Origin of the sequence: Bradyrhizobium sp. SZCCHNR1098 (assembly GCF_032489375.1) — a bacterium.
Taxonomy (GTDB): domain Bacteria; phylum Pseudomonadota; class Alphaproteobacteria; order Rhizobiales; family Xanthobacteraceae; genus Bradyrhizobium.
The window spans coordinates 60,437-73,204 of record NZ_JAUEXY010000022.1; the positions used below are offsets into that span (position 1 = coordinate 60,437).

Genomic DNA, 12,768 nt, shown 5'->3' on the forward strand with positions numbered 1-12,768 from the left:
CAGACATGGCCAATGTTCACTCGGGTCAGAAATGGAAATAGAGCAGCGCGGCGCGATCATTGCTCAGATACGCCAGGGCCGACCAGACAAGCAGGCAGGACACCGAAACCGCCCAGACCGGGGAGAGGGACAACTTGAGCGCCTCGGCCGAAGGAGCGATCTTGGGGTAGCCGCCGCCTTCGAGGACTGGATTGAAACGGGACAGGATTTGGTTGCTGTTCGGCAGCCCCCAGACGATCAAGAAGAGCAGGAGCAGAATGGCTAAGTCGGCGACCGTGAGTGGCATCGTGCCACCTGTGGAGAGAACAGGGTCCGCCAGTTGGGTGGGCCACGCGCCGGTCAGCAGCGTGCCGCCGGTCCACTCGGAGCGTCCCAGCAGCGTACCCAGCATTGCGAACGCCCTACCGGGATTGCTGGCGCGGAAGATTGCCCACCCGGCTGCAACGGAGAAGAAGGTCAGTCCCAGCGCCACCGTAGGCCACCAACTAGTAGCAAGGGCCGCCTTGCGATAGTGCCCGCCGAAGCTTCGCCATGCATGATTCACAACCAATAAGCTGGCATGATACAAGCCAAACATGGCGAACGTCAGATGGTTGCCATGCCAAATTCCCATCAGGAACATCACCAGCGTGGTGGGGTAGGCAATGCGCCAGACGAACTGCTTGGCGGCGCTTGCCTTGGCGCCGATCCGGCGCGCCATGTCCAGGGTGACGGTATTGTAGACGTAGATCGTCAGGAAGCGCGTCAAGGAAACATGCCAGCGCTGCCAGAAATCCACCATGCTGCGCGCCTTGAAAGGCGAGTGGAAGTTGGCTGGCAATTCCACTCCGAGCAACCGCGCGACCCCAATGGCCGCGTCACTGTAGCCCGAAAAGTCGAAATAGACCTGAAATCCATAGGCAATCATGCCGACCCAGGCGCTGGAGGTCGGGATCGGTTGTTTAGCGAGCCACGGGATCATAACCTTATCCGCCACGAGCGCCACCGCCGGCGAGATCACGAGGTTCTTGAACATTCCGATTCCGATCAGCGCCAAGCCGACGGACCAGTCAACGCTGGTCGTGCGGCCAAGCCGATCCTGGCTCGTCAACGCGTCATAGCGGACCAGTGGACCGCACAGAATGCTGGGAAAGAACAAAGCGTAGCTCAGCAAATCCAGCGGAGACTGCGCGATCTTGCCGCCACCGTGAGCGTCCACGAGATATGACACCAGGCGAAAGACGATGAAGGAAAGCCCGATCGGAAAGCCGAGCCCAAGCTCGACAGAATAGGTCGCGCCCAACCCGGCGACGAGCGTGCCGAGATATTTGTAGGCAGCAAGCAGACCAAGATTGAGCGTCAGCCCAAAGACCAAGATTGTCGTCTTACGATGATTTGGCGACAGAACGAACGCTCGCCCCAGTCCCCAATTGATAGCGACGAGACCGAGACAGACTGGCAACCCTTGCGGGTCCAGCTCGTAATAGACAACCGTCGATCCGAGCGCAACGATCGCGCGGCGTGTCTCGAGGCTCCTTGTTAGCCTGAGTGCAATCGCAATCGCCGCGAGAGCTGCAAGAAAAAGGACAAAATAGTCCGAATTGTGCATCGTGCGTTCATTCCCCCCGAGGCGCACTTTACAGTGGCTTATCCTCTAGCCGCCTTGAACGTCGGACACAACTATTCGATGAGGGGCCTTGGGAGGACATAATTCGCTTCTGGGGGCCATAGTCGTGGTCGCTGCCGTTTAGCTTTGCGTTGGATTTATATCGTCGCACGAGTTGCCGGCGCCTCCACTCGTTGCGTGAGTAGGCACATGTCCACAGTTGGGCCTTTTGATCGCCAACGCTTCGCAAGAGAACGGGCGGCCCGATTGAGTTGGCCAATCTACCCCGTCCTGCATACGGCTACCTGACCGCCGTCGATCTCGGGGCCTCGATCGTTATTCAATTCCGCGGATAGAGCTGTAGCTCGATCGTACGGCCGACCTGCTCGATCCGGACACCTGATGCATCGATGGTTTTCACCGTCCAGCCCTGGAACGTGCCTTTTTCATCAACCCAGGAGCCGACTCCGCCACCGGCCTTGCTCAGCAGGTAAGCCTTACTTGCCCGACCCGTTATCATAATACCGCCAACAATGAATCCGGGGTCCGCGGTCACGGCCTGCTGGGGAGGGACAGGAAGAGGCGGTGCGGGGGGAAGCGGAACGAACGGCTCGCGCGACTTGGAGAAGATCGGATGAGCGACGATCTCTGTGTAGGCATCCGTGCGCGGTCGTTCCACATGGCTCGCCATCGAGCGCGGTAGCTCAGCGTTCCACGCAGCACGCTGGGAGCCCACCGTTTCTTCTCCCAATCCCAGTATCACCAATTTCGCTCCGAGCACCAGATTGATCGTGCCCAGGACCGCTAGCACTCCGACCGGCCAAGTTACGCGCCATCTCGCCGGTAGCCTCATTGGATTGCACCATAGACATCGAGCTGCGCCTGAAGCATCGGCTCTTCGGCCGCGCCCTGTCGCAGGGCGGGTCCGCTCTTCAGCGTCGCGCTGAATATGAACAAGTAGGGCTTCGCGCTCTCGACGGCATGGACCACGTGCATCACCGATGGCAACGGCCCCGAAAGATCGACCCGCACCCCACAATACCTGATCCGATCCACCGTCCGGCTGGGCAAGGATTGGATGGCGCGGGACTGGGCCCCCGAACTACCCAAGATCGTCTTCAATTTCGTCTGCAGATCGGCCGAGATCACGTTGTCACTGGCGCCGGTCAGAAACTCGCCACTCTGAAACTGCAACTCCGTTTCGGCCGAGAGCGCCTCGACAGCCGATGCCTGCGCCGCGATCGCCCTCAGCCTTCCCAGCAACAGCCGTTGATCCTCCATGCGGGTCTCCTCGGCGAACATCTTATCGATCGGCACGACGATCACCCAAATCGCAAGGCCCAGCGTGGCAAAATTTCCGAGGACGAACAGGCTGCGACGTGCGAGCTGAGCATCGAGCTTAAAAGAGACCTTCATTGTGCCGCCTCCTTGAGTGCGTCAGGCAGCCGAATCTTGACCTGAAGCGAAAAGCGCTCCCGGCCTTCGATTGGATCCATTGCGACCGGTGATGTCAGCGTGGCGTCGACGAAGAATTTCGACCTGTCGAGAATGCTGACGAGGCTAGGCGCTGCAGCGGAGAACCCCGTCAATGCGACCGTCGCGCTGCGGGAGCCGCCCCCCTCGATAAGCCGCAACTCGGTCAGCCAGGAGTGTTTTGGCAGAAGCCGTGTGGTTTCGTCCCAGACGTCGATCAGTCCTGGCGACTCGCTCCGCTGCAGGCGAAGCCGCACCAGCGCTGTTTGCCGCTCCCGCAATTGATCGACCACCGAACGGACGCGCTCTGCGTTCCGGCGCGCGATCGCGATATCGGCCTCTAACCGATCCAGCGCAGTCTGTTGCCGGGCATAGGTCATGCCCGCGAGGCCCGCCCCGAGGAGAATGGTCGTGCAACAGAGCGCCGCGATTGCGATCCGGTACGAATTGCGGACTTCAGCCTTGCGGGCCAGCCGGATCGAAGGTGCCCCTTCATCGTCGCCGAAGACGGCGAACGCGATCTGCTCGACCGGAAGCCCGAGCTCATCGGCGGCCTGCTGCACACGCCCTCGTCGGGTGACCCATTGCCGAACGGCAACGCGGCCGTCTGGAGATGCGCCCGCTACATGGTCAGAATAGATGTCCTGCATCTTGAAGGGCGTCCGGCGCAGCAGATCCTGCGGCACGATGGTATCGATCGAATCGCGGGCTTCAGACGGGAGCACGATGTCGCGGCGAAAGACGTCCTGTTCAGGCAATCGCAAGCCGAGATCGACATCGCGCCGGTCAAGGCCGTAACGCTTCATGATGGCCTCGATCACAGCCATCACCCCTGCTTCATCCGAAGTCTCCGAGACGTCGATCCCAGATCCTGGATCGATCAGCCGAACCGTGACACCCGAAGCGCAGCCGTTGACCACGATCCTCGGTCTGCCGCCGGAGGTCAGCGGGGCCGCCATCCGTTGCGGCAGCAGATTGACGAATTCCCCGCACCACCAGCTGACAGCCAACAGCGCCAGCTCGCGCAGACGAGCCGCACGGACCGTCGTTAGCAGCTTTCCCATGTCCCTCCTGCCCTCCAGCATTGCCGCACTCGCTGCCCTCATCCCATACGAGTCGCTCGCAGGACCTCGTCGATCGTAGTTTCGCCGCGCCAGACCTTTCGAACGCCCATCTCGTACATGCTCTGCATCCCCCGCTCGCGGGCCGCGCGTTCGATTGCCGTATCCGCGGCTTTCGCCAGGATCAGACTTTGACATTCGTCATCGACAACCAGCATCTCTGCGATCGTCGAACGGCCGGAGAATCCGACTTGGCCGCAATCCGCACAGCCCTGCGGCTGGCGGACATCTGGCTCACCAAGCGCACGAACCTGCGTAACGGACCGTTCGAAGCTCTCGGCCCAATAGCTCACTTGCGGATGACCACAAGAACAACGCCGGCAGAGCTTGCGCACGAGACGCTGCGCGATCACGCCCTTCAGCGTCGACGCCAGCAGATAGTTCTCGACGCCGATATCGATAAGGCGCGTGATCGCGGATGCGGCGTTGTTGGTATGCAGCGTCGAAAGGACGAGATGCCCCGTCAGGGACGCCTGAATGGCAATGCGTGCCGTTTCGAGATCGCGGATCTCACCGATCATGATGATGTCCGGATCCTGCCTGAGCATCGACCGCAGCGCATGAGGAAACGTCAGCCCGATCTCCGATTGGACCTGCACCTGGTTGATACCAGACATCTGGTACTCGATCGGATCTTCCACCGAGAAGATCTTGCGCTCGGTGTTGTTTAGCGCTTTCAGCGCAGTATACAAAGTCGTCGTCTTGCCGCTGCCGGTCGGCCCCGTGACCAGGATGATGCCGTTGGGTTGTTGCAGGAGCGCATGGAGCGTGGCGATATGCTCGTCTGAGAATCCGAGCTCGGCAAAGTCCAGGCTCACGCGATTGCGGTCGAGCACGCGCAGCACGACGCTTTCGCCGAAAGCGGTCGGAATCGTGGAGACTCGGAAATCGATGTCGATGCCGCGAACCGCGATCTTGATGCGTCCGTCCTGAGGTAGCCGGCGCTCGGCAATGTCGAGCTTCGACATGATTTTCACGCGCGAGGTGATCGCCGGGCGTAGATCCGCTGCGAGCACCTGGACCGAGCGCAACACGCCGTCGATCCGATAGCGGACGAGCACCTGATCGACGTTGGGCTCGATGTGGATGTCCGATGCGCGCGCCTCGACGGCGTTGGCAATGATCTGGTTCACCAAACGGATGATCGGCGCCTCGCTCGCCAGATCACGCAGCCGCTGAACGTCTGCTTCGTTGGCCTCGACGCCGACGACGACATGCGTAGCGTCGTGGCTCGAACGGATCGGATAGAGCGCGCCGCAGACCTGGTCGAAATCAGCAGCCGTAAACAGGCGCATTTCGACAGAGAGTCCTGTCAGGAATGCGAGCGCCCTGACAGGGTCGTGGTTGAACGGATCCGTCACGCCAAGTATTAGCCGACCGACTGTGCTCTGGAGCGGTAGCACCCGATTGTGGCGCACGAACTCCGCTTCGACCAGCTCGGGTAAGACAGGCTCGATCGGAACTTCGTCTGGACGTACCAGACCGAGAGCCAGGAACTTCGCTAGCGCTGCGACCAGGTCCATCTCCGACACGAGACCGAGCTTGGTCAGCACCGTGTCGAGCCGGTCGCCGGTCGTCTGCGCCGCCCGACCCGCACGATCGAGGCTCATGCGGTCAACGACGTTTTCCGCTAGCAGAAAGGCGCCGAACCGTTGCAGTAGCTCGGCCCTGTCGATTTCATGCACGGAGTGCAGGGGCGCAGCGCGCGGCGCGCGAGCACTTTCAGCAGAAGCACTGCTCTGGAGCGTCACGATCATCCTACATCCGTCATTTCGTTTTCCAGCTCAGCACCCAATACGGCTGCCGCGGGTTCTCCGTCAGGCGAACCGCGGCATCGGCCGAGACCGTGCGCGAGCCGTAAGAGAACTCGGTCCTTATCGCGAAGGCGCGACCGCGCAATACGATCGCGGGATCATCTGCGAACAGCACGGATCTGGCTTCGGCGGTCTCGCGCGCAGCCACAGTCGCCTCGGCGCTCTCTGCGCTCATGTTGGGCAAAGCGCGCAGCACCTCGCGGGGCGCAAGCTGCGGATCGACAAATTGCCGCCCCGAATAGACCGTGAGCGCAGGCGCAATCCGCGCAAAGATCGCGGGCGTCATATCCATGACCAACAGCAGCTCATCGACGCTCTGGAACGGACCGTTGCGGGGATGATAAGCGGCGTTGCGCGAGGCATAGTCCCGGTCCTTGGCGCCGTTCAGGTGCTTCAGCGCGGTCGTCGTCCGCCAATCGACGATCTTGTCGGTCAGGCTACTCGCGACCTGTGCGTCCAGCCCTACGGATTGCAGCAGGTTGTTCAGCATGGCCTCGTCGGTCTGGTTGAGGTCGATCCTCCCCAGTTCGTCCTGAACCCTGATGCCGATCAGCGTCCCGTTGAAATCGAGCTTGTAAAGCCTGCCGTCGGCGCGCCAGCGGCGCTCTGCCTTTGGATCGAGCAGCCCGTCGATCGCCGCGTTGACGCCGGCTTCGACGAGCGCATTCAGACCGGCCTGCTCGATGCCGTTATGAGCCAGACTGTACGACACGCTGCTCGACCATGATAGCGACAGCGACACCGCCGTCAGCAGCATGAGTCCCCAGAGAACGGATATGACCGGCACGGCGCTATCCTCCCCGCTACCGCCCGCGACAGCGCATCGTGAGCGCGTCATAGACGCAACTCACATCTGCCTGCACGCGCGGCGCGATCACGAGCTCAGGCCAGGTTTGTCCGTCGCCGGGACGCATGAGGACCCGAAGACGGATAAGAGCCGGAATGTCGGTCTGCTCCTGCCAGCTGGTACGCCAGCCCGCGTTGTCGGCTCCTGTCCCTCGTCCGGCATAGCTGAACTCCACCCGATCGATATTGGAGACCAGCAGCGTCCGCTCGGAGTCCTGCTTCAACGCCAGTTCGGGGCGTGATTGCAGGACGAGATCGACCCGGTCCGGCTTGCGGTCGGCGAAAAGCTTGAACCGGAAGTGGCCCGCGCCGCCGGCCACAGCCGGCGCGTCGCCGAGAAATTCGAGGCTCTCAGCCTGGCCGTCGAAATCGATCCGGCGCTGTGCGGCATCTTCTCCGAGCATCATCGGATAGAGATTCCCGATCAGCCGCCGCATAACATCCTGGGCCGCAAGCTCGCGCTGGAACGCTTCCGCTCGAGCGCGGCCGCTGCGCCAAGCCTGCAGGCTGAACTTGACGTTGTCGAACAGCAGAACGGCGAGCAGGCTGAACAGCGCAAGCGCGACCAGGACTTCGACCAGGGTGAAGCCTGCGTCACAATCATCCAGTCCTGCGGCTTCCGACGACGTCATCAGCATGGCTCACGGGGACTTGGTGGCTCTGGGTCCGAGACGCAGCGTCGAGAGCGCGAAAGAGCGCGGGTCTTGCCCTTCCAGCCAGCCGACCTGGACGGAGACCTGATACAGTTCGACTGTGCGCACGTCTCCGCCCTGCACCGGACGATAGGGCTGCATTTCGAGGCGCCACTGATAGCCATTCGCCTTCGTGTCGGCGAGCGCCTCGGTGCGCAGCGGAATCACGGGGCCGACCTGTGCCAACATCGATTGCGCCAGCGACACAGCCCCTGCCAGACGTTCGGCCATTCCCGTTCGCAAAAGCCCAGTCGAGAATAGGCTCATCACCAGGGTCAGGCCGAGCGACAGCATGGCGAGCGCTACGATGACCTCCACCAGAGTGAAGCCGGCCTCGCCGTCGTCAACCGCTGATGTCATCGCTGTCCCGATGGACGTCATGGCTGCCAGCTCGTCACATTGGCATTGGCGGAGGTCTCGTCCTCGCGGCCGTCGGGCCCGAGCGAGACGATGTCGTAGGCACCGTGCTGCCCTGGGAATTTGTAGACATAGGGCCGCCCCCACGGATCGTTCGGAACCAAGGTGCCACTGAGATAGGGCCCGTTCCAGGTGGCCGCGGTGGCCGGCTTCTGCACGAGCGCGCCGAGCCCTTCGGCCGAGGTCGGATAGCGGCCATTGTCGAGATGATAGAGATCGAGCGCCGACGACAGGCTGCGGATCTGGATCCGCGCCGTCTTGAGCTTGGAGTCGGAGAGATAGCTCAGCACCCGCGGTCCCACCAACCCCATGATGAGGCCAATGATCGTGATGACGACCAGCATTTCGACTAGGGTGAACCCCGCCTCGCTCTCGGCGCCCCTGCGCGAGCGGGCCTGGCGGAGACCGCGCCACGCCACAACACGCCGCCTCATGACGTCACTCATTGCCTGACATTTCAGCATCAATGCCTCCCTCCCCTCAACATGCTGCCGCCGTGCGCACCGTCCCCGTCAGCCACCCGACGCAGAGCCGCACCTCGCGTCCGCCAAGCTCCAGGCTGAGATCGCCGCCGGTCGACGAGCCGTCCGGAAAGAAGCGGAAGCCGCCCACCGCCGGCTCCGATTGCGTGGCGGCCGCATAGGTCAGCTTCGCCTGGATCTGCGGCGCAAACGAGCGCGACGAGACCACCTCGGAGCCGAACGTGCGGCGGTCGACATCCACGCTGAGCGTCATCACCCGGTTCTGCACGATCGCTGCGGCGCGCGTGGCGCGCAGCGCTGACGCAAGTTCGCCGGTCGCGGCGTCGAGGCTCACAGTGCCGGTACCGCGCGACAGCATCGGCACCGCGGCGGCCGCAGCCAGCGCGAGGATGACCAGCACGGCCAGCATCTCGACCAGCGTGAAGCCCGCGCTCGTTCCGTCCTGCCACTCGCTCGTCAGCGCGCTCATCGGCCGGCCAGATCGTTGATGCTGAGGACGGCCGTCATGACGGGCGTGATCAGCGCGCCGATAATGAGTGCGATGCCGACCGTCATTGCCGGCGTCAACGCCGCCATGAAGCGATCGACATTCGTCTGGAGCTGCTTCTCTAGCATCTGCGCGACGCGCAGCAGCATGCGGTCGAGCTTGCCCGCCTCCTCGCCGACCGCGATCATCTGCAGCGCGACCGCAGGCAGCGCGACCTCGGTGCGCAGCGCGCGGTGCAGCGCCGTGCCCTGCTGGACCTTCTCGATCGCCTGGTCCATGCCCGCGCGGAGATGGCGGTTGCCGACGACGTCGCTCGCCGATTTCGTGGCGGATATTAGCGGCACGCCGGCCATCAGCATCGTGCCGAGCGTGCGGGCGAATCGCGCGGTGTCCTGCTGCAGCAGAAAGCCGCCGAGCAGCGGCAGCCGCAGCACGAGCCGGTCAAGGCGCCGGCGGCGGCCGGCATCGGCCATGGTGAATGCAACGACGGCGCCGAGGAGCGCAACGGCCGCAAGGCTGCCGACCACGATCTCGAGCCAGTGCTCGTTGAGCGCCAGCATCAGCTGGATGGTCAGCGGCACCGGCTTTCCGCTCTGGGTGAAGATCGGCGCCATCGACGGGATCACGCCGCCGACGATGATTGCCAGCGTGACGAGGCTCAGCACGATCAGCATCGACGGATAGATCAGCGCCGACTGGACGCGGGCACGGATCTCCGCCCGCCGCTCCAGCAGCTCGGCGAGTTCGGTCAGCACCTGCGCCAACCGGCCGCCGGTCTCGCCGGCGCGGACGACCGCGACATAGTCGGCGGGAAACACACGCGGCTGCGCCTGCATTGCCTCCGACAGCGGCCGGCCGTTGAGGATTTCGGCGAGCAGCGCCTCGACTAGCGTCCGCAGCCGCGGAGCGGAGGCCTGCGTCTGCATGATGCGCAACGCATCGTCCATCGGAATGTCGGCCGCGCACAGCGTCGAGAACTCGCGCGTGAACGCCAGCAGATCACCGCGGTCGGAGCCGCCGCCGAAGCTGATCTCGCGGTTCCACCATTTGGTGCCGCTGCTATCCGCCGCGTGCATCTGGAACGGCGACAGGCCCTGCGCCCATAGCGCGGCATCCGCGGCCGCGGCTGACACAGCGTCGATCGTGCCCTCCGCAAAGGAGCCGTCGGTGCCGTAGGCGCGGTAGCGGAAGCGCGGCATCAGTCGAGGATCCTGCGTCCGGTGTCCTCGACGCGCCGCCGCGCCGGCGGACGGCGATGCGGGCCCTCGATCGCCATGAAGTGGCGGTACTCCTCGGTCACCGTCTGCGCCTCCTCGAGGCTGCGCATGACGTGTGGCCGGATCAGGATGATCAGCTCGGTCTTGCCGATGACGTTGTCGCGGCTGCCGGCGAAATTGCCGATGAACGGGATGTCGCCGATGATCGGCAGCTGGCTCCGACCGCTGGTGCGGCCCTCCTGGATCAGCCCGCCCAGCACCAGCGCGTCGTCGTCGTTCACGACCACCGATGTCCTGATCTTGCGCTGCCGGATGGTCGGCGAATCGATGTTCGACGACGTTGTCGGCGCCACGCTCGACACCTCCTGCTCGATGTCGAGCAGCACGCGGCCACTTTCATTGATGCGCGGGATGATCGACAGGATCACGCCGGTGTCCTTGTAGCTCACGGAATTGACAATTGGCGCGCCGGGCGTCAACGTGCCGGTCGCCGACTGCGTCGTAATCGGCACCTGGTCGCCGATCTGCAGCACCGCCGGCCTGTTGTCCATCACGGTCAACGACGGCGAGGACACGATGTTGACGTTGGTGATCTGGTTCAGCGTGTCGATCGTGGCGGCGATGTTGGCCGCGGTCAGCGCGTAGGAAAATCCGGGAAACACCGAGCTGACGGCGCCGGAGGCCGCTTCCGTCAGGGTGAATTTCGAGCTGTGCTTCCGCATGTACCATTGCACGCCGAAGCGCAGCTCGTCGTTGAGCGTGACCTCGGCGATCGTGGCCTCGATCAGCACCTGGTTCGGCATCTGGTCGAGCCGCTCGATCACCTGCAGCACGCGCTTGTAATCGGCATTCGCTGCCTCGATCAGGATCGCGTTCTTGGCCTCGTCGGCGACGATGCGCAACCGCGGCCCATCGGCATCGCTGTCACGGCCCGACGGCGCGGCCGCTGCCGCCGCCGGCGTGACGCTGGGCGCGGACGTGGCCGGCGCCGAGGTCCGCAATCCACCCATCCCGCCGCTGGACGAGCCGAGGCCGCCGGTGAAGCCCGCTGACGATGATCCGGACAACCCGCTGCTGGACGACACCGGCTGCGACTGCACCGTCGCCTCCTGATAGTTCGGCGCCACCGTGCGCCGCGCGGACGCCGTCTGCGTATCGGTCGGGAACATCGACTGTAGCACGTCGACCAGCTCCTGCGCGCGCCGGTTCTGCACCGCGTAGGTGAAGAGCTGCTTCTCGCTGCCTTGCGCCTGCGCGTCGAGCTTGCGGATCCAGGTCTCGGCACGGCGCAGATATTGAACCTGCGGCGAGATCACCAGGATGGAGCGCAGCCGCTTGTTGGGTACGAACTGCACCATGCCGGCCATCGGCCCGTCGCGATCCGAGGCGAACACGCTCTTCAGCTCGGTCGCGATCGCGTCGGGCGCCGAGGTCTTGACCGGGATCAGCGCGAACGACATGCCCTTCATGGTGTCGACGTCGAACAGCGCGATCGCCTCCATCATCGCCGCGATCTCCTGGCGATTGCCGGACAGCGTAATCAGGTTGCGCGCATCGTCGACCCGCACCACCCCGCCGCGCGGCGCGATCGGCTCGACCACGCGCCGGATCTCGGACGCCGAAACATATTTCAGCTGCACCACCTGCAGCCCGTTGCCGACCATCTCGCCGCTGTCCGGCACGTCGTCGGTGCGATACGCGCCCGAGACCGCGGTCTGGTCCGCCGCAACGATGCGATAGATACCCCTGTTGTTGACGACCGCCGCATTGTTGGCCCGCAGCGCCGCCTGGAACAGGTCGATGACCGCCGCCCGCGCCACCGGCTTCGGCGTCTGGATCGTGATCCGCCCCTCGATGCCGGGGTCCACCGTGTATTTGACGCCGAGAATATCCCCAAGCACCGTCTTCGCCGCCTGCGGCACCGGCACCCCGGCGAGATTGATGGTGACGCGGTCGGCGACATCCTCCGCACCGCGCGGCACGGCCCCGGTCGGCGGCTCCCCGACGAAGCGCCCGGTCCCTTCCATCACGGTGGCAGGACCGCCTTTGTTGTCGTCGAGCAGCGGCGAGCCCGAGATCCTGCCGGCCCGGGCATTCCCGGTTGACGACCGTATCGCCGCCTGCGCCTGTGCGGCCGATCCCGCCTCCGCAGCACTCGTGCTCCAGGCGAACGACGACGTCTCCTCCTCCATGGTCTGACACGCCGACAGCGCCAGCACCATCGGAAGCGCCATCCACCCGCGCCTGCAAGCCTCGCCACGCACTGCTGTTCACCCCAACCCGAAGCAGCCAGAGCTGCTCAACAACTAACAGGCGGAGTCTAGAAGGTTTTGGAAGCGAGAGATATTGCTAGCAGGACACGCAAGTGAGTCATGCACATGCTTTGATACACGGAGCTGGGTCGAAAATTGCAATACACAATCAAAAGTTGCAACACATCAGAACGAGGCTATTGACTTGACTCTACCCGCCGATCGAGAGCGAGGAACGTCGCACCAGCACCCACCTAGCTAACTAATTAAGTGCACTGGACTGCACCCCTTAAGTGAGACAGATTATTTCTGTGACAGGCATTTCGAGGATGACCTGTGGCAGCAAGAGGGAAGAACCGTCAGTTTCCGACGGCTTACAAAC

General features: G+C 63.6%; 12 protein-coding genes. All 12 read right to left on the reverse strand.

Annotated features, from left to right (window positions below; translation table 11 throughout):
• Positions 1–25: 25 nt before the first annotated feature.
• The 12 genes from QX135_RS32010 to gspD all read right to left on the reverse strand — a co-directional run bounded on the left by QX135_RS32010 (position 26) and on the right by gspD (position 12,368).
• Complete coding sequence (locus QX135_RS32010) at positions 26–1,588, reverse strand: MBOAT family O-acyltransferase (RefSeq protein WP_315780912.1); 1,563 nt, start codon at positions 1,586–1,588, stop codon at positions 26–28.
• Positions 1,589–1,925: 337 nt separating this feature from the next.
• Entirely contained in the window at positions 1,926–2,348 is a 423-nt protein-coding gene (locus QX135_RS32015) for a hypothetical protein (protein ID WP_316234475.1), read from the reverse strand.
• Positions 2,349–2,434: 86 nt separating this feature from the next.
• Complete coding sequence (gspM, locus tag QX135_RS32020) at positions 2,435–3,001, reverse strand: type II secretion system protein GspM (RefSeq protein WP_316182566.1); 567 nt, start codon at positions 2,999–3,001, stop codon at positions 2,435–2,437.
• Positions 2,998–4,122 carry a PilN domain-containing protein gene (locus QX135_RS32025; protein ID WP_316182564.1) on the reverse strand — a complete coding sequence of 375 codons (1,125 nt, stop codon included), beginning with the start codon at positions 4,120–4,122 and terminating at the stop codon, positions 2,998–3,000. The genes gspM and QX135_RS32025 overlap by 4 nt, the downstream gene beginning before the upstream one ends.
• Positions 4,123–4,160: 38 nt before the next feature.
• A complete protein-coding gene (locus QX135_RS32030; RefSeq protein ID WP_316182562.1) occupies positions 4,161–5,936 on the reverse strand; it encodes a GspE/PulE family protein in 1,776 nt (591 codons plus the stop codon).
• A 10-nt stretch (positions 5,937–5,946) separates the two neighbouring features.
• Positions 5,947–6,780, reverse strand: a complete 834-nt coding sequence (locus tag QX135_RS32035; RefSeq protein ID WP_316182560.1) for a type II secretion system protein GspK — start codon at positions 6,778–6,780, stop codon at positions 5,947–5,949.
• Positions 6,781–6,796: 16 nt separating this feature from the next.
• A complete protein-coding gene (locus tag QX135_RS32040) occupies positions 6,797–7,471 on the reverse strand; it encodes a prepilin-type N-terminal cleavage/methylation domain-containing protein (protein WP_316234476.1) in 675 nt (224 codons plus the stop codon).
• 9 nt (positions 7,472–7,480) lie between these two features.
• Positions 7,481–7,912, reverse strand: a complete 432-nt coding sequence (locus tag QX135_RS32045) for a type II secretion system protein (protein WP_316234477.1) — start codon at positions 7,910–7,912, stop codon at positions 7,481–7,483.
• Positions 7,909–8,382 (reverse strand): type II secretion system major pseudopilin GspG, encoded by a 474-nt coding sequence (gene gspG / locus QX135_RS32050; protein ID WP_315754899.1) that lies wholly within the window; start codon positions 8,380–8,382, stop codon positions 7,909–7,911. The genes QX135_RS32045 and gspG overlap by 4 nt, the downstream gene beginning before the upstream one ends.
• A 46-nt stretch (positions 8,383–8,428) precedes the next feature.
• Positions 8,429–8,899, reverse strand: coding sequence for a GspH/FimT family pseudopilin (locus QX135_RS32055; protein ID WP_316182553.1), 471 nt, complete (start codon positions 8,897–8,899; stop codon positions 8,429–8,431).
• Positions 8,896–10,116 (reverse strand): type II secretion system F family protein, encoded by a 1,221-nt coding sequence (locus QX135_RS32060; RefSeq protein WP_316182551.1) that lies wholly within the window; start codon positions 10,114–10,116, stop codon positions 8,896–8,898. The genes QX135_RS32055 and QX135_RS32060 overlap by 4 nt, the downstream gene beginning before the upstream one ends.
• Positions 10,116–12,368 carry a type II secretion system secretin GspD gene (gene gspD / locus QX135_RS32065; protein WP_316182549.1) on the reverse strand — a complete coding sequence of 751 codons (2,253 nt, stop codon included), beginning with the start codon at positions 12,366–12,368 and terminating at the stop codon, positions 10,116–10,118. The genes QX135_RS32060 and gspD overlap by 1 nt, the downstream gene beginning before the upstream one ends.
• Positions 12,369–12,768 lie beyond the last annotated feature (400 nt).